The organism is Flavobacterium petrolei (assembly GCF_003314435.2).
In the GTDB taxonomy this organism is placed as follows: Bacteria; Bacteroidota; Bacteroidia; order Flavobacteriales; family Flavobacteriaceae; genus Flavobacterium; species Flavobacterium petrolei.
The window spans coordinates 80,369-101,356 of the sequence record NZ_QNVY02000002.1 but is presented as its reverse complement, the minus strand read 5'-3'; the positions used below and the strand labels follow the sequence as shown (position 1 = coordinate 101,356).

Annotated in this window: 21 protein-coding genes; 10 read left to right on the top strand and 11 right to left on the bottom strand. The window is 33.2% G+C overall.

Features of this window, described 5'->3' with window-relative positions:
- Nucleotides 1–29 precede the first annotated feature (29 nt).
- Together smpB and DR871_RS06910 are read left to right on the top strand one after the other, a co-directional pair.
- On the top strand, nucleotides 30–482 hold the full coding sequence (smpB, locus tag DR871_RS06915; protein ID WP_113634511.1) for an SsrA-binding protein SmpB: 453 nt from the start codon (nucleotides 30–32) through the stop codon (nucleotides 480–482).
- Between the two features lie 80 nt (nucleotides 483–562).
- Nucleotides 563–1,612 (top strand): Fic family protein, encoded by a 1,050-nt coding sequence (locus DR871_RS06910; RefSeq protein WP_113665953.1) that lies wholly within the window; start codon nucleotides 563–565, stop codon nucleotides 1,610–1,612.
- Nucleotides 1,613–1,651: 39 nt separating this feature from the next.
- On the opposite strand, the gene DR871_RS06905 is transcribed toward DR871_RS06910, so the two are convergent.
- Complete coding sequence (locus tag DR871_RS06905) at nucleotides 1,652–2,293, bottom strand: protein-L-isoaspartate(D-aspartate) O-methyltransferase (protein ID WP_113665954.1); 642 nt, start codon at nucleotides 2,291–2,293, stop codon at nucleotides 1,652–1,654.
- 144 nt (nucleotides 2,294–2,437) lie between these two features.
- Between DR871_RS06905 and DR871_RS06900 the strand changes: the two genes are divergently transcribed.
- The 8 genes from DR871_RS06900 to DR871_RS06865 all read left to right on the top strand — a co-directional run bounded on the left by DR871_RS06900 (nucleotide 2,438) and on the right by DR871_RS06865 (nucleotide 10,540).
- Complete coding sequence (locus DR871_RS06900) at nucleotides 2,438–3,403, top strand: Gfo/Idh/MocA family protein (protein WP_113665955.1); 966 nt, start codon at nucleotides 2,438–2,440, stop codon at nucleotides 3,401–3,403.
- Nucleotides 3,404–3,485: 82 nt separating this feature from the next.
- A complete protein-coding gene (locus DR871_RS06895) occupies nucleotides 3,486–4,373 on the top strand; it encodes a 3-hydroxyacyl-CoA dehydrogenase family protein (RefSeq protein ID WP_113665956.1) in 888 nt (295 codons plus the stop codon).
- A gap of 79 nt (nucleotides 4,374–4,452) precedes the next feature.
- Complete coding sequence (locus DR871_RS06890; protein WP_113665957.1) at nucleotides 4,453–5,673, top strand: DUF1015 domain-containing protein; 1,221 nt, start codon at nucleotides 4,453–4,455, stop codon at nucleotides 5,671–5,673.
- Between the two features lie 23 nt (nucleotides 5,674–5,696).
- Entirely contained in the window at nucleotides 5,697–6,359 is a 663-nt protein-coding gene (locus tag DR871_RS06885; protein WP_113665958.1) for a YggS family pyridoxal phosphate-dependent enzyme, read from the top strand.
- Between the two features lie 93 nt (nucleotides 6,360–6,452).
- Nucleotides 6,453–7,814 (top strand): exonuclease domain-containing protein, encoded by a 1,362-nt coding sequence (locus DR871_RS06880; protein ID WP_113665959.1) that lies wholly within the window; start codon nucleotides 6,453–6,455, stop codon nucleotides 7,812–7,814.
- A gap of 24 nt (nucleotides 7,815–7,838) precedes the next feature.
- Nucleotides 7,839–8,669, top strand: coding sequence for an ion transporter (locus DR871_RS06875; RefSeq protein WP_113665960.1), 831 nt, complete (start codon nucleotides 7,839–7,841; stop codon nucleotides 8,667–8,669).
- A 161-nt stretch (nucleotides 8,670–8,830) separates the two neighbouring features.
- Nucleotides 8,831–9,748, top strand: a complete 918-nt coding sequence (miaA, locus tag DR871_RS06870; RefSeq protein ID WP_113665961.1) for a tRNA (adenosine(37)-N6)-dimethylallyltransferase MiaA — start codon at nucleotides 8,831–8,833, stop codon at nucleotides 9,746–9,748.
- A gap of 51 nt (nucleotides 9,749–9,799) precedes the next feature.
- Entirely contained in the window at nucleotides 9,800–10,540 is a 741-nt protein-coding gene (locus tag DR871_RS06865) for an acyl-[acyl-carrier-protein] thioesterase (RefSeq protein WP_113665962.1), read from the top strand.
- Nucleotides 10,541–10,594: 54 nt separating this feature from the next.
- Here the strand turns inward: DR871_RS06865 and DR871_RS06860 are convergent, their stop codons facing one another.
- The 10 genes from DR871_RS06860 to DR871_RS06815 all read right to left on the bottom strand — a co-directional run bounded on the left by DR871_RS06860 (nucleotide 10,595) and on the right by DR871_RS06815 (nucleotide 20,972).
- Entirely contained in the window at nucleotides 10,595–11,311 is a 717-nt protein-coding gene (locus tag DR871_RS06860) for a response regulator transcription factor (RefSeq protein WP_113634522.1), read from the bottom strand.
- A 3-nt stretch (nucleotides 11,312–11,314) separates the two neighbouring features.
- Nucleotides 11,315–12,898: a sensor histidine kinase gene (locus DR871_RS06855; RefSeq protein WP_113665963.1), complete on the bottom strand. Its 1,584-nt coding sequence runs from the start codon at nucleotides 12,896–12,898 to the stop codon at nucleotides 11,315–11,317.
- 59 nt (nucleotides 12,899–12,957) lie between these two features.
- Entirely contained in the window at nucleotides 12,958–13,554 is a 597-nt protein-coding gene (coaE, locus tag DR871_RS06850) for a dephospho-CoA kinase (protein WP_113665964.1), read from the bottom strand.
- A 1-nt stretch (nucleotide 13,555) separates the two neighbouring features.
- Nucleotides 13,556–14,557, bottom strand: coding sequence for a glycosyltransferase (locus tag DR871_RS06845; RefSeq protein WP_113665965.1), 1,002 nt, complete (start codon nucleotides 14,555–14,557; stop codon nucleotides 13,556–13,558).
- A gap of 127 nt (nucleotides 14,558–14,684) precedes the next feature.
- Nucleotides 14,685–15,875 carry an enoyl-ACP reductase FabV gene (gene fabV, locus DR871_RS06840; protein WP_113665966.1) on the bottom strand — a complete coding sequence of 397 codons (1,191 nt, stop codon included), beginning with the start codon at nucleotides 15,873–15,875 and terminating at the stop codon, nucleotides 14,685–14,687.
- A gap of 95 nt (nucleotides 15,876–15,970) precedes the next feature.
- A complete protein-coding gene (gene recN / locus DR871_RS06835) occupies nucleotides 15,971–17,623 on the bottom strand; it encodes a DNA repair protein RecN (RefSeq protein ID WP_113665967.1) in 1,653 nt (550 codons plus the stop codon).
- 52 nt (nucleotides 17,624–17,675) lie between these two features.
- On the bottom strand, nucleotides 17,676–18,560 hold the full coding sequence (porD, locus tag DR871_RS06830; RefSeq protein ID WP_113665968.1) for a type IX secretion system protein PorD: 885 nt from the start codon (nucleotides 18,558–18,560) through the stop codon (nucleotides 17,676–17,678).
- Between the two features lie 65 nt (nucleotides 18,561–18,625).
- On the bottom strand, nucleotides 18,626–19,843 hold the full coding sequence (gene coaBC / locus DR871_RS06825; protein WP_113665969.1) for a bifunctional phosphopantothenoylcysteine decarboxylase/phosphopantothenate--cysteine ligase CoaBC: 1,218 nt from the start codon (nucleotides 19,841–19,843) through the stop codon (nucleotides 18,626–18,628).
- Nucleotides 19,844–19,851: 8 nt separating this feature from the next.
- Nucleotides 19,852–20,169: a DNA-directed RNA polymerase subunit omega gene (locus DR871_RS06820; RefSeq protein WP_035671643.1), complete on the bottom strand. Its 318-nt coding sequence runs from the start codon at nucleotides 20,167–20,169 to the stop codon at nucleotides 19,852–19,854.
- Between the two features lie 8 nt (nucleotides 20,170–20,177).
- Nucleotides 20,178–20,972 carry an outer membrane protein assembly factor BamD gene (locus DR871_RS06815; protein WP_113666070.1) on the bottom strand — a complete coding sequence of 265 codons (795 nt, stop codon included), beginning with the start codon at nucleotides 20,970–20,972 and terminating at the stop codon, nucleotides 20,178–20,180.
- Between the last annotated feature and the right edge of the window lie 16 nt (nucleotides 20,973–20,988).

Here is a 20,988-nt window from a genome sequence, read left to right as displayed (position 1 = left end):
TTTTCAATTTTATTATACATTTGCAATCTATGCTAAAAACAATAAACATATTCAATAAGAGAGCCAAATTCGACTATGAAATAATCGAAACATTCAATGCTGGAATTGTTTTGGCTGGTACCGAAATCAAATCTATTCGATTAGGAAAAGCAAATATAACGGAGAGTTTTTGTGAATTTAGTAATAATGAACTTTTTGCGATAAATACTTATATTGAAGAATACACTTTTGGAAATCAATTCAACCACAAAGCAAGAAGCGAACGTAAATTACTTTTGAAGAAAAAAGAATTAAAAGGTTTACTAAAAAGTGTTCAAGCCAAAGGTCTTACCATAGTTCCTTTGAAGCTTTTTACCAATGAAAAAGGATTGGCTAAACTACAAATAGGCCTTTGTAAAGGAAAGAAAACCTATGACAAACGCGAATCTCTTAAGGAACAAGACACAAAACGTGACTTAGACCGAATCAAAAAATCATTTTAAATTAAATGAAAATTGGAGAAAAATATTTTTAGTTAAAAAAAATGACTAAATTTGTCAAGACAATTTAAAACATTTTCAAAATGAAAACACTACTCAAAAATGCAAGAGAACAAAAGGGACTCAAAACTAGAGAAGTGGCACAACTTTTACGAATTGATCAAGCCCTAATTAGTAAGTTTGAAAGTGGAACCAGAAAACCAACAAGAGATCAAGTTATAAAATTAGCATCTCTACTAGAAATAGATTTAGAAACAATCATGGTCGTCTGGCTTAAAGAAAAAATTCTTTATGAAATTGGTCAGGATGAGTTTGCTTTAAAGGCATTATTAGTTGCGGAGCAAGAAATTCGATATCTAAGTAAACCTTCAAAGAAAAAATTATCTATTACGCTTCAAAAAATTTTAGATGAAATAGACGCTTTAAAGACAAAACTGGATGGATTTCGTCAATTTGATAGCTATCGCGTTGCGCAAGCTTTAGAGCTGGAATATACTTTTGAAAGTAACCGTATTGAAGGCAATACAATGACTTTACGTGAAACTGATTTGGTTATCAATGAAGGTTTAACGATTTCCGGAAAAAGCATGCGAGAACATCTTGAAGTGATTAATCATCAGGAGGCAATTGCTTATATCAAAGATTTAATGCAAAGAAATAGTTCCCTAAATGAAAGCGAAGTACTGTCTATACACAATCTTATTTTGAGAGGAATTCAACCTGAAGATGCCGGCCGCTATAGAAAAGTTCAAGTAATGATTCAAGGGAGCAGTCACATGCCTCCGCAACCTTTTTTAATCGCTAAGGAAATGGAAGACTTTTTTATTTGGTATGAAACCAATAAATCAAGTCTTCATCCAATAGTTTTAGCTGCAGAAATGCACGAACGTTTAGTCACAATTCACCCATTTATTGATGGAAACGGAAGAACTTCACGTTTGGTAATGAACTTAGTTTTGCTGCAACATGGCTACATTATTGCAAATATCAAAGGAGATTATGAAAATAGAATGCGCTATTATCAATCGCTGGAAACTGCACAAACTAAAAATAATAAAGAAGATTTTTTATTATTCATTGCTCAAATAGAAAAAGAAAGTTTAGAACGGTATTTGAATATTATTGGTCAATAAAAAACCCGTCTCGTTATTTAAGCGAGAGGGGTTTTTAATTTAATTTTTATCTTCTAATAAAGGAACGAATCGGAATTCTCCAAACTCATGTTTTTCAAATTGTGTTTCATTTTTTCTGATTAATAAAGTCATTATCTGTACCTCTTCTCCTAAAGGAATAACCAGCCTTCCTCCTATTTTAAGTTGTGCCATCAAAGGCTGTGGAATAAATGGAGCGCCTGCTGTTACGATAATACTATCAAAAGGAGCGTAACCTGGCAATCCTTTGTATCCGTCTCCAAAAGAAAGATGTTTGGGACGAATTCCCAACTTTGGAAATAAACCGGATGTTTTTTTGAACAATTCATTTTGTCTTTCTACACTAAATACTTTGGCACCCATCGTACATAAAACAGCTGTTTGATATCCTGAACCTGTTCCTATTTCTAAAATTTTGTGTTCTTTTTTAACTTCTAATAATTGAGACTGAAATGCCACAGTATACGGTTGCGATATCGTTTGGCCTGCACCAATAGGAAATGCTTTGTCCTGATACGCATAATCTTCAAAACTGGAATCCAAAAATAAGTGCCTTGGAATCTTTTTTATCGCCTCCAACACATTTTTATCAGTAATCCCTTTTTGCTCTAATACGCTTACTAATTGATTCCGAAGTCCTTGATGTTTGGCTGTGTCTTTCAAAATTTATTATTTTATTTTGGTAAAAATAGCAAAGAATTTCTGAATTCAAATGTTGGATTTTAAATTTTAAATTAACTGAATAATTGTCCCACATCAATAATAGATTAATCATTTTATTGCTATTTTTGTAAAAATTACATCGTTATGCTGAAAATTGGAGTATTAGGTGCTGGTCATCTAGGAAAAATACATTTGCGTTTATTACAACAATCTGATAAATATGAATTAGTTGGTTTTTACGACCCAAATCAAGAGAATGCCGAAAAGGTTTCTAAAGAATTTGGCTACAAACATTTTAGTACAATTGCAACGCTTATTCATGCCGTCGATGTAATTGATATTGTAACGCCTACTCTTTCTCACTACAAATGTGCAAAAGTAGCCATCAAATCTGGTAAGCATGTTTTTATCGAAAAACCCATTTCAAATACGGTTGAAGAAGCCGAAGAAATTATCGCATTGGCAAAAGAATATAAGGTAAAAGGTCAAGTTGGGCATGTAGAACGCTTCAATCCGGCATTCATCGCTACCAAAAACATGATTGAAAATCCTATGTTTATTGAAGCACATCGCCTCGCTGAATTTAATCCTCGTGGAACCGATGTTCCCGTAGTTTTAGATTTGATGATTCATGACATTGATGCTATTTTGAGCGTGGTAAAATCAAAAGTAAAAAATATTAGTGCAAGTGGTGTTTCAGTTATCAGCGATACACCAGATATTGCCAATGCAAGAATAGAATTCGAAAATGGCTGCGTTGCCAATTTAACTGCAAGTCGAATCTCGATGAAAAATATGCGTAAATCTCGTTTTTTTCAGAAAGACGCGTATATCTCAGTTGATTTCTTAGAAAAAAAATGCGAGGTGGTAAAAATGAAAGATGCTCCCGAAGTTCCCGGAGATTTTGATATGATTTTACAAAATGCAGAAGGTGTAAAAAAACAAATCTATTTCTCTAATCCTGATGTAGAACAAAACAATGCAATTCTTGACGAATTAGAATCTTTTGCAGATGCCATAATCAATGATACAGAACCTATTGTGACATTGGAACAAGCCACTGAAGCACTTCGTGTCGCTTACCAAATTATCGATTGTTTTAAAAAATAAATAAAAATTTGCATAAAGTTTAAGGTTTAAAGTAGCTCTCGAGAACTTTAGATTTTAAACTTTTAAACTTTAAACTAAAAATATGAAGACAATAGCCGTAATCGGAGCAGGAACAATGGGGAATGGAATCGCCCATACTTTTGCACAAAGTGGTTTCACTGTAAAATTAATAGATGTTTCTGAGAAATCTTTGGATAAAGGAATGGCAACAATCGCCGCAAATTTAGACCGAATGATTGCAAAAGGAAGCATTACCCAAGAAGATAAAGCGAAGACAATCACCAATATTATAACCTATACAGATATTAAAGACGGTGTTGTAGGTGTTGATTTAGTAGTAGAAGCTGCCACAGAAAATGTAGAATTAAAACTAAACATTTTCAAGCAATTGAATGAAGCTTGTTCTCACGATACGATTTTAGCAACCAACACTTCTTCGATTTCGATTACTCAAATTGGAGCCGTTGTGGCGCATCCTGAACGTGTTATCGGTATGCACTTTATGAATCCTGTGCCAATTATGAAACTAGTGGAGATCATTCGTGGCTACAACACAAGCGACGAAGTGACTAAAATCATCATGAATCTTTCGGAAAAATTAGGAAAAACACCCGTTGAAGTAAACGATTATCCAGGTTTTGTTGCTAATAGAATTTTGATGCCTATGATCAACGAAGCTATCGAAACCTTATACAACAAAGTAGCCGGTGTTTATGAAATTGACACGGTTATGAAACTTGGAATGGGTCACCCAATGGGACCTTTGCAATTGGCTGATTTTATTGGTCTAGATGTATGTTTAGCCATATTAAATGTAATGTATGACGGTTTCAAAAATCCAAAATATGCGCCTTGTCCATTACTTGTAAATATGGTTCGAGCAGGAAAAATGGGGGTGAAATCCGGTGAAGGTTTCTACGATTATTCTGAAAGCAAAAAAGCAGATAAAATTTCTAAACAATTTATATAGTCTCTATGTTTAAAAGTCGAGAGTTTGAAGTTAGTTACTTTAAATGCTCGGCTTTTGACTTTTGATTTTTGACTTAATTATGGCTAAAATAGTTCCTTTCAAAGCAGTTCGTCCCACTCGTGATAAGGTTTGCCTTGTCACTTGCCGTTCTTATGAAGAATATGTAAATGCAGAATTAGCTGCGCAGTTGGATTTCAATCCGTTGTCTTTTTTACATATTCTAAAACCTGCTTACACCAATCAGGAAACTGTTTCTTTCGAAAAAAGATACCGACAGGTACATCAAAAATATGAGGACTTCAAAAATGAAATTATTTTAGTAAAAGATAAAAAACCGGCCATTTATATTCATAAAATTGTTACCAAAACGCATTCATTTACAGGGATTATTGCGGGAACAAGTGTAGCTGATTATTGCAATAATATCATCAAAAAACACGAAGATATTATCGCATTCCGTGTGCGATTACTCAAAGACTACATGAAATATTCTGAGTTCAATACAGAACCGGTTCTGATAACGTATCCTGATAATAAAACAATTGAAAACTGGATCTTTAACTGTACCCAAAAGTTAGCCGATTTTGAATTTTCAACCACAAAAAAAGAGATTCATTATTTGTGGAAAATTGAAGATCCTTTAGAAATAAATTGGCTTCAAAACATTTTCGAAAAAACGGATAGTCTTTATATTGCGGATGGTCACCATCGTACCGAAGCATTAAAATTGTTATCTGAAGAAAATGATAATCCAGAAAACACAGCAAAAAATCATATTTTGAGCTATTTAATTTCTGAAAATAACGTCAAAATATACGAATTCAATCGCTTGGTAAAAGATTTAAACGGTTTTACCAAAGAAGATTTTTTAAAGGAATTAGAAAAGAATTTTATTGTTACAAATAAATATCAGCAACCTTTTCAGCCTTCCAAAAAACATGAATTCGGAATGTATCTTGACAATTCCTTTTATAGCTTAATTTTAAGCAAAGAAAGTGAAGTTTTCGATACCGTTTTGGAATGCTTAGATACACAAATTTTGTACAAAAAAGTATTGTTACCTATTCTTGCCATTGAAGATTTACGTAATGATGAACGAATAGAGTACCTTTCAGGAAAACAATCTGTATTAGAAATTAAAAATAAAATTGATCAAGGAGAATTTGAAATCGGTTTTATATTATTTCCATCAAACATTGGAGAAATAAAAGCCTTGGCTGATGCCAATTTGATAATGCCTCCGAAAAGTACTTACATTGAACCAAAGTTTAGAAGCGGATTAGTCGTTTATGAGCTTTAACACCTTAAAATCAAAATATCAAAATGGGAATAGCGAATAATTTACTCCAAATAAAATCCACTTTACCGGAACACGTAACCTTAGTTGCGGTTTCAAAAACTAAACCTGTTTCGGATTTAATGGAAGCCTATGAAGCTGGTCAACGCATTTTTGGAGAAAACAAAATCCAGGAAATGGCCGAGAAATGGGAACAAATGCCCAAAGACATTCAATGGCACATGATAGGTCACGTTCAGACCAATAAAGTCAAATTTATGGCGCCATTTGTGAGCTTGATTCACGGTGTAGACAGTTTGAAATTACTACAGGAAATCAATAAACAAGCACAAAAAAGCAGTAGAATTATCGATTGCTTACTACAGATTCATATTGCGGAAGAGGAAACTAAATTTGGATTAGATGAGGAAGAACTTGCTTCACTCCTATCCTCGAGTGAATTTCATAAAATGAAAAACATTAGAATCGTTGGATTAATGGGAATGGCTACTTTCACAGACAATAAAGATCAAATCAAAAAAGAATTTTTGCATTTGAAAACAATTTTCGACAAAACAAAAGAACTGAAAACTGAAAACTGCCAGCTGGAAACTATCTCAATGGGAATGTCCGGAGATTATCAACTTGCAATTGAATGCGGAAGCACTATGGTTCGAATAGGAAGTAGTATCTTTGGGGGACGAAATTGATTTTCGATTAACGCTTTTTAACCTACCGATAGCGGACTGGCGAAGAATTTCAGATGTTTCTTAAATTGAAACATTAAACATTAAACAAAAAATTTGTACGCAATACTCGACATAGAAACCACTGGAGGACAATTCAACGAAGAAGGAATCACTGAAATTGCCATCTATAAATTTGATGGACATGAAATTGTGGATCAATTCATAAGCTTGGTCAATCCGGAAATTCCAATTCAGCCTTTTGTGGTCAAACTCACTGGTATTAATAATGCCATGTTACAATCGGCACCTAAGTTTTTTGAAGTTGCAAAACGCATCATCGAAATGACAAATGATTGTATTATCGTTGCTCATAATGCCTCTTTCGATTACAGAATCCTTCGAACAGAGTTCAGACGGTTAGGATACGATTTTGAAGCCCAAACCCTTTGTACGGTTGAATTGTCAAAAAAACTATTACCGGAGCAGCCTTCCCATAGTTTAGGAAAATTGGTTCGCGCCCTTGGAATCCCAATGGCAGATAGACATCGTGCAAGTGGAGATGCATTAGCAACAGTCAAATTATTTAAAATACTTTTAGAAAAAGATTTAGAAAAAGAAATTGTAAAAGATTTTATAAAACTAGAAATCGAAAAAGGAATTGCTCCAAAATTGCTGGATATTGTTGCAAAATTACCTGCTAAAACTGGTGTTTATTATATCCACAACGAAAAAGGAAATTTGGTTTACATTGGCAAAAGCCGAAACATAAAAAAACGCATCAATCAGCATTTTACAGGAACTTCCACGAAATGCAAAAAAATTCAAGCCGAAGTTTTCACCGTAACGTATGATGAAACCGGAAGTGAATTGATTGCTTTATTGAAAGAAAGTGAAGAAATAAAAATCAATAAACCCATCTATAACAGAGCACAGCGAAAAAGTATTTTTCAACTGGCTTTGTATGCTGAAAAAGATAAAAATGGTTACATCAATCTGAAACTTCAAAAAGCAGATGGTCGAAAAAAAGAAATTACCTCTTTTACTTCGCTGCAGGAAGGCAAAAATGCTTTGTTCAGAATCACTTCCCATTACAATTTATGTCAGAAACTGACCGGATTGTATCATACTAAAACAAATTGTTTTCAATATAGTATAAAAGAGTGTGATGGTGCTTGTATTGGTATGGTTTCACCTGAAGAATACAATGCAAGAGTGCTTAGTTTTATTGAGAAAAACAGTTTTGAAAATCAAAACATGGTCTTAATTGATAAAGGAAGAACCATCAGCGAGCGATCAGCAGTTTTGATAGAAAACGGAATTTACAAAGGCTATGCTTTTTATGATTTAAACTATCAAATAAACAACATCGAAATACTGAGAAACATCATTATTCCGATGCAAAATAATCGTGATACTAAAAATATCATCCAAGGCCACATCCGAAAAAATAAGACCCTAAAAACCTTGAAATTCTAATCGATTGTTAATCGAAAAAAAAGTATGCAAAGAATAAAGTCGAAATTTGACGCTTTCAGACAAAAAACGAATATCGTAATTTACGGAACCAATACAGCTTCCGGACGATTATTTGATTTGGTACTTTTAGGTGTTATTTTACTCAGCGTTATAATTGTCATGCTGGAAACTGTAAAAGGTTTCGATATTAAATACCATCACGAACTCATTGTTTTAGAGTGGGTAATCACTGTGTTTTTTACTTTAGAATACATTCTGCGTATCATTTCAATCCAAAAACCTTGGAAATACATCTTTAGTTTCTATGGGATAATTGATTTGATTGCCACAATACCCATGTATTTTTCGCTCTTTTTTGTTGGAACCAGTGTCTTAACAGTGGTCAGAGCGCTGAGATTATTGCGATTATTCAAAATTTTAAAACATCCACAGTTCTCCAGCCAATCTACACACCTCAAAGAAGCGTTGATTGCCAGCAAAGGAAAAATATTGATTTTCATTTATTTTATGCTTATCAGCAGTATCATCATCGGCTCCGTAATGTATGTAGTCGAAGGAAAAGAAGGCGGTTTCACCAGTATTCCAATCAGTATTTACTGGACTATCGTCACGCTCACCACTGTAGGATATGGAGATATTTCGCCTATAACGCCACTGGGACAAGCCATCGCATCGGTAGTCATGATTATGGGTTACGGAATAATTGCCGTTCCTACCGGAATAGTTTCAGCTGAATTTGCAAATAGCAACCGAAAAAAACCAAGATCTGAGAGAATCAATCCCTGTAGTGCATGTGGCACAGAGGGACATGAATTTAATGCAAAATACTGTTTCCATTGCGGAGCAGCACTATAATTTATTAATTGGAAGCAATTCCAGCTGTATACTGCAACTCCTCGTTATTTCAGTTGTTTTTCTAAGGCATAAAAGGAGCTTCCTCCAGTCGCTCTTTTACACCAAGAAAAACTAACTTCCATAACTCCGGGGTTTCCGTTTCCATCTGGGCTAAAAAAAATATGAAATACTTAATCACTATTGTCGGACCTACAGCTATCGGAAAAACTTCCCTAAGCATTGTTTTAGCCAATTATTTCAAATGCGATATTCTTTCCTGCGATAGCCGACAGTTTTTCAAGGAAATGGCCATTGGAACAGCAGTTCCCAATGAATCAGAATTAGCTGCAGCAAATCATCATTTCATCCAAAATAAATCCATATTCGAAAACTATACCGTTGGCGATTTCGAGAAAGAAGGGATTGCAAAACTGGACGAATTATTTTTGACCAATGATTATGCAATTCTAGTTGGCGGTTCCGGATTGTACGTCGATGCTATTCTAAAAGGTTTTGATGAATTTCCGGAAATTGACGCTTCAGTTCGTACTGAAATAAATACAAATTATGAAAAATTAGGAATCGGATATTTACAGCAAAAACTCGAAGTTTTAGATCCTGATTATTTCAAAACTTTAGCCGCCGAAAATCCTCAAACTTTACAAAACCCACAACGAATGATGCGTTTTGTAGAAGTATGTCTGAGTTCCGGAAAACCATATTCTTCTTTTTTAAATCAAAAGCAAAACAGTCGCACCTTCACTCCTATTTTAATAGGTTTGGAAGCCGATAGAAAGGTCATTTATAACCGAATCAATCAACGCGTTGACATTATGATGAACGAAGGCTTACTAGCGGAAGCCAAAACGTTATTTCCAAATAAAGAGTTGAATGCATTACAAACAGTTGGTTACCGCGAGTTATTCAGTTATTTTGAAAGAGAAATTTCATTGGAATTTGCCATCGAAGAAATAAAGAAAAACACCCGACGGTTTTCTAAACGCCAACTGACTTGGTTCAAAAGAAACGAAAACACCAACTGGTTTGATTTTGAAACTCCGTATGAAACTATTGTTGAGTACATCAATTCAAAAAAGTAAACCAAAAATCAATATTTCTAAAATAGAAATTCATAATTCATAATTATTTATATGCCTATCTCTCCAAATTTCACTTCCATATTATGTAAAGACTGGGAAATCAATTTTACACAATGCGCGCCAAACGGCTTTTTAAAATATACTGACTTGTGTAATATGCTGCAATTAACGGCTGCTGCACATTCAGAAGTAGGCGGAATCAGTTTTACGGACATGCAGGAATTTGACCAAGCTTGGGTTTTGAGCAGAATGCGTGTTGAAATAACCAAGTTGCCAAAATGGGGTGATACGGTAACTGTAAAAACATGGATCAATTCCCTAGAAAACTCCCGTTCCGTTAGGGCGCTGGAAATGCACGTAAATGGAGAAAAAATTGTGGGTTCAGAGACTTTTTGGGCAGTTTTTAATACTAAAAAGCGTCGGCCGGAAGGATTGGCTTTACCGTTTGAACATTTTGAATTGTTTCCGGAAAAAAGAGCTACTCTTGAAGGTTTTTCTAAAATAAATTTCAATAATGAAAAGGAAATTGTTTTTGAAAAAAGCGTCTTTTTATCGGATTTAGATATTGTAAATCATGTCAATAATGTCAAATATTTAGAATGGTGTTTGGATTTAGTCGACGAAAAATTAATTCTCAATCAAAAAATCGAAAGTTTAGAAATGAATTTCTTAAAAGAATTATCACTAAAAGATAAAGTCATCATTCACGAAAGTATCACAGAAAAAGAAACCGTTTTTAGTATTACAAAAGAAGATAAAACGAGTTTTGCTCTACAATTGAACTGGAAATAAAACATAATATTTTGATCCAAAAAAAAGCCTCAATTTCTTGAGGCTTAAATCTATTTATTCTGCTACTTTGTTCTTCACCACTAATCTGAATCCTTCTCCGTGGATGTTCAAAATTTCTACATCTTCATCCAGTTTCAAATACTTTCTCAATTTAGCGATGTACACATCCATACTTCTTGAAGTAAAATAGTTGTCATCTCTCCAGATTTTTGTCAAGGCTAATTCTCTTGGCATTAAATCATTTTCATGAAGAATCAACATTTTCAATAATTCATTCTCTTTTGGAGATAGTTTTATTGGTTCTTCATTGTTAAAAGTTAAAAAACGAAGTTTTGAATTCAAATGGAATTTTCCAATATTAAATTCAAACTGTACTTGTTCAGCTTTTGTATCCGATGATTTTCTTTGAATAATCGCTTTGATTTTCATCAACAATACTTCAGAATCAAAAGGTTTGTTCAAGTAATCGTCAGCACCTGCTTTATATCCTTTCAACACATCTTCTTTCATAGATTTTGCTGTTAAGAAAATGATGGGCACTTCATTATTTTTTTCTCTGATTTCTTTTGCTAAGGTATATCCATCTTTATAAGGCATCATAACATCCAGAATACATAAATCAAAAGTGTCTTTCTTGAATTTTTCAAATCCTTCCATTCCATTTTTCGCCAAAGTGACGTCAAAATCATTAAGCATTAAATAATCCTTTAAAACCGCACCAAAATTAAGGTCATCTTCGACTAAAAGTATTTTTTTATTTACATTTTCCATATTCTAATTTATTAATGGTAATTTTATAATGAAGGTACTCCCTTTTCCCTTTTCACTTTCTACATAAACTTGACCGTTGTGGTCGTCAACAATTCTTTTTACATATGCTAAACCTAATCCATGTCCTTTCACATTATGGATGTCACCGGTATGCTCTCTATAAAACTTTTCAAAAATTCTTTTTTGAGCAATTTTACTCATTCCCAAACCTTTATCTTTTACTTTAATAATAATCATGTCTTTGATATTCTCAGTAAAGATTTCAATCTCTGGAACGTTTGGAGAATATTTTATGGCATTCTCCAGGATATTCACAATAACATTGGTAAAATGAACATCATTAATTAAAACTGTGGTTCGTACTGCATTAAAATGACTTTTTATTGTACCTTCTCTATCTTCTAATATTAAATTTACATGCTCAATTGCATCGTTTATAATCTCATGAATATTATGTGATTCTTTGATAATATTTAATTCTTTCTTTTCTAATTTAGAAATACGAAGCACATTTTCTACTTGGGCGTGCATTCGTTTATTTTCATCCTTGATCATTTGAAGGTATCGCAATACCTTTTCTTTATCATCAATTATTTTTGGATTTCTGATGGCATCCAAAGCTAAATTAATTGTTGCAATAGGCGTTTTGAACTCGTGCGTCATGTTATTTATAAAATCATTCTTGATTTCAGAAATCTGTCTTTGACGTATTAATTGATTCAAAGCACTTGAATATGCAATAAGAATAATTAGCGTAAATATGATAGAAAGCACCGTTATGCTTACGAGATCTGACAACAAAAATTTCTTTTTGTGCGGAAATGTAACTAGTAATTGGTATTTACTGTTCCCTTCATTATCAGTAAATATCGGAATAGAATAAGTAGCTTCTTTATTGTATTTAAATTCGTTCGATTTTACAGCAGTCGCTAAGTTATTATTGTAAATACTAAATTCGAATTTTGTACTCACGCCAGATTCCTCTAACTCTTTTTTAATAAGTTTACTCAATGTTTCTTTTGAAACACGTTCTTGAATAGGCAGAACAGACGCGAAATCCTTGTAAAAAATTTCAAATGACGCGTTGTCTAAAACATCTAAATTACCTCTTTTTTCAACTCTAATATCAGGAATTAAACTTTGTGTTACCCCCGATTTATCAATAGAATTATTGTTGTAAACTTCTGTGACGCGTTTAGAACTAAAGCTCTTGAATTTCTCACTATCAAATTTTTTATCAAAGAACGTAGGCGAAATATTGTAATCTTCAGAAATTATACTATTTGAATATATGATTGTTTTATTTGTTCGCGGATTTTTTTGAACATAATAAAATTCTAATATATCATCCTTTTTGGGTACTTTTCCAGTACTGTCTTTGTAATGATTTATTTTGTCATAAAAATTGTATGCTTCTTGCTTTTGAACCTTATCCGCCACATTACCAATCACTTGCTTAACATGGAATTTAAATTGCTCGTCATTATTTTTAAAAGAGGTATTAAACCAATACACCTGAACTAGAATAATCCCAATCAGGGATAAGCTCATTAATAAAACAAGTAATCTAAAAAAAAGTTTATTCATCGAAACAAATTTAGTATTTTAACAATATATTAAATAATAGATTAACCAAACATTAACACCTAAGTGTGTTTTTGTTTAATCTTTAAAATTTTAAGAATTTCATCAACTTCTCGTTTTGCAGCATCAAGAGCAATATTTTCAATTACAAAATCGCTTTTTGCAATTCGTTTTTCATCTGACCATTGCGCTTCCATTTTTTTCAAAACAAGTTCCCGAGTAGTTTTATCACGTTCAAGAACACGCTGTAGCCTTGTTTCTATTGGAGCTGTAACAGTTACAATTATATCACAATCTTTATATCGTCCACTTTCAAATAAAATGGCCGCTTCGTAAATAATGTAAGGAAAAGTTTTATTTTCTATAAGCCAGAGTTCAAAATGTTTTTTTACTGCAGGATGAACAATAATGTTTAGTTTTTTTAGTTTTTCGGGATCGTTAAAAACAATTTTGGCCAGTTTTTCACGATTTAATATCCCGTTTTCAAAAATATCCTCTCCAAATGTATTTTTAATGGCGTTGATAATTTCTGGAGATTGCATAATTTTTCTCGCTTCATCATCAGCAATATAAACGGGAATCCCAAAGGATTTAAAATACTTTGCAATCGTAGTTTTTCCACTTCCGATGCCGCCAGTTAAACCAATTATTTTTGTCATATTACACTTTAAAGAATAATTCGGGAAAAGCTTCTTGAGGTTTTTGTTTTAAAATGATAATTTTATAATAGGATTTTATAAAACCTAAACCGTACCCGTAAAACTGTTTCCAAACTGCTATTAACGATAAATAGCCAATTTTAACGCTCTTATTCTGGTATGAAGACACCAAAAACAGTACCAAAAAGTAAATAAAATACAACTGAAGCAAATAATCAAAATTAAAAATCAACAGCAATACAATTGAAATGAAAAATCCAATGATGAAAACCGAAGGAAAGAAAAAAGTCAGTTTATTGTATTTTGGATACCAACTATTTAAAATTGGTCGTGCTTTTCCAAATTTATTTACCTGAATTGAAAACTTATCCCAATCGATTCTTCTCTTGTGATAAACATAAGCATTTGGGAAAAGTTTGGTTTCAAAACCTAAATTCCACAAGCGAATGGACAAATCCGGATCTTCTCCAGGATGGATATTTCCGAAACCTTTCGAGGCTTCAAAAGCTTTTCGTGATAACCCCATATTAAAACTTCGAGGCTGAAACTTATCAATTTTTTCAGAACCACCGCGGATTCCGCCCGTTGTTAAAAAAGAAGTCATTGCAAAATTAATTGCTTTCTGAATATCTGAAAAACTGTCCAAAGCTTTATCAGGTCCACCGAAACAATCGACGTAATTTTGTTTCAAAGCTTTATCAACTTCCAATAAATACTGCTTTGGAATAATACAATCCGAATCGAAAATGATGAAATAATCACCTCTGGCTTTTTGCATTCCATAATTCCTGGAATCACCAGGTCCTGAATTTTCTTTGTAATAATATGAAATATCAAGTCGGTCCCCATATTTCTGAGCAATATCTTTACACACTAAAATAGACCCATCTTCTACTAATACAATTTCAAATATTTCTTTATATGTGGTCTGAGACAAACTTTCTAAAAGCTCGTCAACTTCATCAGGACGATTAAAAACTGGTATAATTAGGGAAAAAAACATAAATTTAGAATGTGGTATTAATGTGTATTTTTAGACTTAAAAAATTTTAACAAATGTAATCTTTATCCATAAAAAAACCATCAACTATTAATTGATGGTTTTGAAAATATTTTATTCAGTAATATGACTAGCCAATACTTTCGATGTTTACCACTTCGTTTGTTTCGGCTTTGTAATCTACTCCATCCACGTCAAACCCAAATAGATTGTAAAAATCTTTTCTATATCCTTCTAAATCTCCTATTTCAGCCAAATTTTCAGTAACAGCTTCAACCCATAATTTAGCCACTTTTTCCTGAACGTCAGGACGCATTTCTAAATCATCAATACGGATTCTTCCTTTTTCATCAACCGGAACTTCATTTCCGGTAAATAATCTTTCTTGGTACAAGCGCTGAATTTGTTCGATACATCCTTCATGAATTCCTTCCTCTTTCATGATTCTGTACAATAGCGAAATGTACAATGGAATAACCGGAATTGCAGAACTTGCTTGTGTTACTAATGCTTTATTTACTGAAACAAATGCTTTTCCGTCAATCGCAGCAAGACTGTCGGTAATGGCAAAGGCAGTTGCTTCAAGATGATCTTTAGCACGACCAATAGTTCCTTTTCTGTAAACTGCTTCTGTCAATGATGGTCCAATATAAGAATAAGCAACCGTTGTGGCGCCAGGAGCCAATAGGTTTTGAGCTTTCAATGCATCAATCCACATTGCCCAATCTTCACCGCCCATAACGGCAACTGTATTTTCAATATCGTCACCACTACAAGGCTCAATTGAAATTTCTGATACTTTACCGGAATGAAAATCAACGGTTTTATTCGTAAAAGTACTTCCGATTGGTTTCAGCGTAGAACGATGCAAAACTCCCGTAACGGGGTGCATACGTACAGGTGATGCTAAACTGTAGATTATCAAGTCTACTTGGCCTAAATCAGCTTTTATAAGATCTAATGTTTGTTGCTTTATTTCATTCGAAAATGCATCGCCATTGATACTTTTAGCATATAATCCTGCGTTGTGCGCTTCATGTTCAAAAGCAGCGGAATTATACCAACCTGGAGAAGCTGTTTTTCCTTCAGAAGGCGCTTTTTCAAAAAATACACCAATTGTAGCTGCATTTGAACCAAAAGCACTTGTAATACGTGAAGCCAAACCAAAACCGGTTGAAGCACCTATTACTAATACTTTCTTTGCACCTTCAATAGCTCCTTTTGATTTTATGTATTCGATTTGATTTTTAACATTTTGTTCGCATCCTTTTGGGTGTGATGTCGTACAAATAAATCCTCTCATTCTTGGTTCTATAATCATATTCTTGGTTATTCGTTTTTTATTTATTCGTCTAATCGTTTTATTGCTGATACAAATATCTTGCTTTTATAAGGAAACAAATATAAAGTAAAATATTAGTTCAACAAGGCTTTCGCATGATTTAAGGCAGAATCAGAAACGATTGTTCCTGATAACATTTGCGCTATTTCAACTATTCTTTCCTCTTGATTTAATAGCTTCAATTCAGATTGCGTATCCTCACCAACCGTAGATTTGAACACTTTGAAATGTGCATTTCCTTTTGCCGCGATTTGCGGTAAATGCGTAATGGCAAAAATTTGCATCTCTTGGCTCATTTCCTTCATAATTTCGCCCATTCTGATGGCAATTTCTCCAGAAACACCTGTGTCAATCTCATCAAAAATCAACGTTGGTAATTTTGAATATTGTGCCAATATCGCCTTCACAGCTAGCATAATCCTTGACATTTCTCCGCCTGACGCCACTTTTTTCAACAATCCGAAATCAGTTCCTTTATTCGCTGAAAACAAAAACTGAAGTTCATCTTTTCCGTTTTGAAAATAGGTTTCAGTACTATTTATAGCAATATTGAAACGCACATTTGGCATTCCCAACGTTTCCAAAATGGTAATCAATTTCAGAGATAAAACGGGAACAGCTTCCACTCTACTGTTATGGATTGTTTCCGAAAAAGTATCTAACTCAACTGTTTTTTGTTCGATAGCAACAGTCAATGCCGAAATTTCCTCTTCCATATTACCTAATTCTAAAACTGAATTTTCCAGTTTAGCTTGAATTTCCAGTAATTCATCCACAGATAAAACCTGATGTTTCTTTTGCAAATTAAAAATAACCTGAAGCTTTTGACTGATTAAGTCCAATTGTTCCGGGTCGTTAATTAATTTTTCAGAACAACGATTCATTTCATTTGAAATATCATCAAATTCGATTGTTATGCTTGTAATTCGTTCTAATAAAGAATGATATTCATCTGAAAAAGGAGCAATTTTTTGTAATGAAACCTTAATTTCATTCAAATTATGTAGAACTCCTATTTGTTCTTCATTGGCTATAGCCAAAGATCTATCGATAGATTCCTTTATAATTTCTACATTATTCAACTTCTCAAAATCAGCTTCCAAAACTTCTTGTTCACCTGATTTTAATTGCGCTGCCACCAATTCATCCAGCAAAAAAGTATTGTATTCCTGCTCTTTCTTTGATTCGCTTTGTCTTTTAAGCAACGAATTCAATTTAGATTTATCAGATTTATAACTCTTCAAAACCGATTGATATCCTAGAATCGTATCTTTATTGGCTGCAATAGCATCTATAATATTGAACTGCACATTTTCATCTGAAAGTTCCTGTGTTTGCTGTTGCGAATGAATATCGATTAAAAACAAGCTCAATTCCTGCAGTTCTTGAAGGTTTACAGGACTGTCATTTATAAAAGCCCTTGATTTACCCGAAGGCAGAATTTCCCTCCTAATAATGGTTTCATTTTCATAATCCAGATCATTTTCCTCAAAGAAAGGCAACAAATTATATTTAGAGATTTCAAAATGAGCTTCGATGACACACTTTTCTTCCTTGTTCTTCAAAGAAGTTAAGTCGGCTCTTTTCCCTAAAACCAATCCTAATGCACCTAGAATTATTGATTTACCAGCACCCGTTTCTCCGGTAATTGTTGAAAAACCTTTTGAAAAATCGATACTCAATTTTTCTATTAAAGCATAGTTTTTTATCGAAAGTGACGTTATCATTTACTATATTATTTTTTGGAAGAATTTAAATTAAACTAAAATTGAAGACCAATTAATATTTAATAGAAACCCATTTACTTGAGTTCAAAGGAGAAATTTTATTCAGATTATCGACTAAATCTGAGATAGTAATACTAGGACCACCAGAAAAAATAGAGACTATTTCTTCTGATTTAGCATCAAAAAATACACGTGTTAAAAAGGCATTAGGTCTCGTTAGATTTAATTTTGCCAAATTAACCAAAGATCCTTTTATTTTTTCTTTCGAAGCTTTCAAATCCTGACTCATCAAGTCTAATCCAGTATGATAATCAAACATGGTTTGTCTAACTTGTTTGAATGTAGGAGATAAAATATCATTTATCAAAAAATAGCGGTTTTGATTTCCATCAGCTTGACTCCATCCTTTTGATCCGCCTTGTTGCGCAACGTTTGCAATATTTTGAGCGATTTCAAAATTTTGCGTTCCGGAATCAGCAACAAATGTGTCTGCATCCATTGCTAAAATTACATAACTGTAAAACGCAAGAACCGAAACTAAATTAGAATCGAACGTAGTTGGATTAAAAATCAGATTTTCAAATTCGACATATCTGAAATTAAAGTCTTTGTCATTAAAATTTAATACCGGTGACGCGTAGGACGAATTAAAAACCGGTCTGGAAGATTGTACTTGGATTGTGGCTGTAAATTGGTCTGAACTATTTGAAGAAACAGTTATGTACATGGAACAATTAATCTTTTCACTTTGTTTAAGTGCCTGACCTGTCCAATCTGTTTTATTTAAAAACTCGCTTATTGAGGTTTGTAAGGTTTTAAAAACTTGCTGATTTGTTGCGCTCAATCTTTGCGAATCTACGGTCACGACACAATTTAATTGTTGCGCTTGGGCAAAACCAAAAATAAAAAGCAGCAAAAAAGTAAGTATTCTATTCATCTGTAGATTTTTATTTTTATCAGTTTTGTATAAATCACAATTGTGTGAGAATGCGATTACGACAATTATCGTTGAATCTCAAAATGCATCATTACTTTGTTCAGGATATCATCTGCAACTGCTTCTTTCGATTTTAATTCCATAGGTTCAATATGGAAAAATTTATCAATAAAAGTAACCTTATTAGTTGGTTTACCAAAACCAGCGCCTTGATCTTGCAGCGAATTTAAAACTATCAAATCTAAGTTTTTTTTCTGAATTTTCAGCTTTGCATTTTCAATTTCATTTTCTGTTTCCAAAGCAAAACCAATAAGAAACTGATTTTTCTTTTGAACTCCCAATGAAGCCAAAATATCTTTCGTTTTTTCGAGTTCTATTACAAAATTATCAGCGGATTTCTTGATTTTTTGTGCTGCCACGTTTTTAGGCTTATAATCTGCAACGGCTGCGGCAGCAATTGCTACATCTGTGTCCGCATAAAATTGATGACAAGCAATATACATTTCTTCTGCTGAAACTACAGGTATAACATTGATCAATGGATTTGAAACCTTACAGTTTGTAGGTCCAGAAACCAAAATCACCGAAGCTCCCAGATTTGCCGCACTAATTGCGATATCAAAACCCATTTTTCCTGAAGAGTGATTTCCTATAAAACGTACTGGATCTATTGCTTCGTAGGTAGGACCTGCCGTGATTAGTATTTTTTTTCCTTTTAGCGGCAATTTACTGTTCAAATCCTCTTCAATAAAAGCCACAATATTCTCAGGTTCAGCCATTCTGCCTTCACCAGATAATCCGCTAGCCAGCTCACCGCTTTCGGCTGGAATGATTGTATTCCCAAATTTTGTAAGAGAAGAAAAATTAGCTATCGTTGACGGATGTTTGTACATGTCTAAATCCATTGCCGGCGCGAAATATACCGGACATTTTGCCGATAAATACGTTGCTATCAAAAGATTATCACATGTACCACTTGTCATTTTAGACAAAGTATTTGCAGTTGCAGGAGCAATAACCATCAAATCAGCCCAAAGTGCTAATTCAACATGATTATTCCATTTTTCATTCTCATCGTCTTGATTGTAAAAACTGGAGTGTACCGGATTTTTAGATAACGTAGATAACGTAAGAGGAGTTACAAAATCCTTAGAAGCAGGTGTCATTATCACTTGGACATGTGCACCTGCTTTTATGAAAAGTCGTACTAATGAGGCTGTTTTATAGGCTGCAATTCCACCAGAAATTCCTAGTAAAATTTTCTTACCGCTTAAAACTGACATAGTACCTATTATTTATTTGAATCTCTGTGGTAGATTTTACCGTCTAACCATTCTTGAACCGCTAAAGCGTGTGGCTTAGGCAATTTTTCATAAAATTTTGAAACCTCAATTTGCTCTTTGTTTTCAAAAACTTCTTCAAGACTGTCATTATATGTAGCAAATTCTTCTAATTTCTCTGTCAATTCTTTTTTAATTTCAGAATTGATTTGGTTTGCTCTTTTAGCCATAATGGTTATCGCTTCATACACATTACCAGTAGGTTCTTCAATAACATTTTTGTTGTATGTTATTGTATTTACTGGAGCATTCGTCTTTTTTAAATCCATGACTTTATTTATTTAGTAAATTTTTGTAAATCTTTCTCTATTCGTGCTAACATTTCGTCAGCTACTTTTTTGTATTTAGTTTCAGCCTTAAATTTTATCAAATTTGATTGTGCAACTTTGGCAACATTTAATCGTTCTTCCATTTTTGTAGGAACACTATTGATGGCCAATTGATAGGCTGAATCTAATTTATAAAACAAAGCATCTTCTTTGTATGGAGTTCCCGGATAATCAGCAACAAAATTATCTAAAGCAACAATAGCCGATTTATAATCTGAAATTGTATTATACCCTTTAGCATTCTCAAATACTTTTTTCTCAATTTTTTCACTTAATACATTCACTGCAGCATTGGCTTCTGTTAAATATTCCGAGTTTGGATAATTATCAATAAATGATTGTAATTTATCTAACGCTTTTGTGGTATCTGATTGATCTAAACTGTAAACGGGTGACAACATGGAATAGCTTTTAGCTCCCAAATATGCCGATTCCTGCAATTTTTCACTTTTAGGATAACTAGAAACAAAACTTTCAAACTGGTATCCAGCTAAATAATATTGTTTTGTTTTGTAATACGATTGAGCAAACATGTAGAACAATTTTTCCGCTTGAGGTTTTCCCCTGTAAGCAGGGGCAATCTGTTCAAAAATACGAATCGCTTTGGCATATTTTCCAGAATCGTATAATTTAGTTGCCATCTCAAATTTAACAGCAACATCTTCGGTTTTTAATGCTTTTTGGTATTCGTTACAAGAACTGAACACAACTAAAAGAAGCAATAGAGATAATATTTTTTTCATTTTTTTACTTTTTTTA

Coding starts and splice junctions, on each gene's coding strand:
- smpB (WP_113634511.1), top strand. CDS start 30: ATGCTAAAAACAATAAACATATTCAATAAGAGAGCCAAATTCGACTAT.
- DR871_RS06910 (WP_113665953.1), top strand. CDS start 563: ATGAAAACACTACTCAAAAATGCAAGAGAACAAAAGGGACTCAAAACT.
- DR871_RS06900 (WP_113665955.1), top strand. CDS start 2,438: ATGCTGAAAATTGGAGTATTAGGTGCTGGTCATCTAGGAAAAATACAT.
- DR871_RS06895 (WP_113665956.1), top strand. CDS start 3,486: ATGAAGACAATAGCCGTAATCGGAGCAGGAACAATGGGGAATGGAATC.
- DR871_RS06890 (WP_113665957.1), top strand. CDS start 4,453: ATGGCTAAAATAGTTCCTTTCAAAGCAGTTCGTCCCACTCGTGATAAG.
- DR871_RS06885 (WP_113665958.1), top strand. CDS start 5,697: ATGGGAATAGCGAATAATTTACTCCAAATAAAATCCACTTTACCGGAA.
- DR871_RS06875 (WP_113665960.1), top strand. CDS start 7,839: ATGCAAAGAATAAAGTCGAAATTTGACGCTTTCAGACAAAAAACGAAT.
- miaA (WP_113665961.1), top strand. CDS start 8,831: ATGAAATACTTAATCACTATTGTCGGACCTACAGCTATCGGAAAAACT.
- DR871_RS06865 (WP_113665962.1), top strand. CDS start 9,800: ATGCCTATCTCTCCAAATTTCACTTCCATATTATGTAAAGACTGGGAA.
- DR871_RS06860 (WP_113634522.1), bottom strand. CDS start 11,311: ATGGAAAATGTAAATAAAAAAATACTTTTAGTCGAAGATGACCTTAAT.
- DR871_RS06855 (WP_113665963.1), bottom strand. CDS start 12,898: ATGAATAAACTTTTTTTTAGATTACTTGTTTTATTAATGAGCTTATCC.
- coaE (WP_113665964.1), bottom strand. CDS start 13,554: ATGACAAAAATAATTGGTTTAACTGGCGGCATCGGAAGTGGAAAAACT.
- DR871_RS06845 (WP_113665965.1), bottom strand. CDS start 14,557: ATGTTTTTTTCCCTAATTATACCAGTTTTTAATCGTCCTGATGAAGTT.
- fabV (WP_113665966.1), bottom strand. CDS start 15,875: ATGATTATAGAACCAAGAATGAGAGGATTTATTTGTACGACATCACAC.
- recN (WP_113665967.1), bottom strand. CDS start 17,623: ATGATAACGTCACTTTCGATAAAAAACTATGCTTTAATAGAAAAATTG.
- porD (WP_113665968.1), bottom strand. CDS start 18,560: ATGAATAGAATACTTACTTTTTTGCTGCTTTTTATTTTTGGTTTTGCC.
- coaBC (WP_113665969.1), bottom strand. CDS start 19,843: ATGTCAGTTTTAAGCGGTAAGAAAATTTTACTAGGAATTTCTGGTGGA.
- DR871_RS06820 (WP_035671643.1), bottom strand. CDS start 20,169: ATGGATTTAAAAAAGACGAATGCTCCAGTAAATACAATAACATACAAC.
- DR871_RS06815 (WP_113666070.1), bottom strand. CDS start 20,972: ATGAAAAAAATATTATCTCTATTGCTTCTTTTAGTTGTGTTCAGTTCT.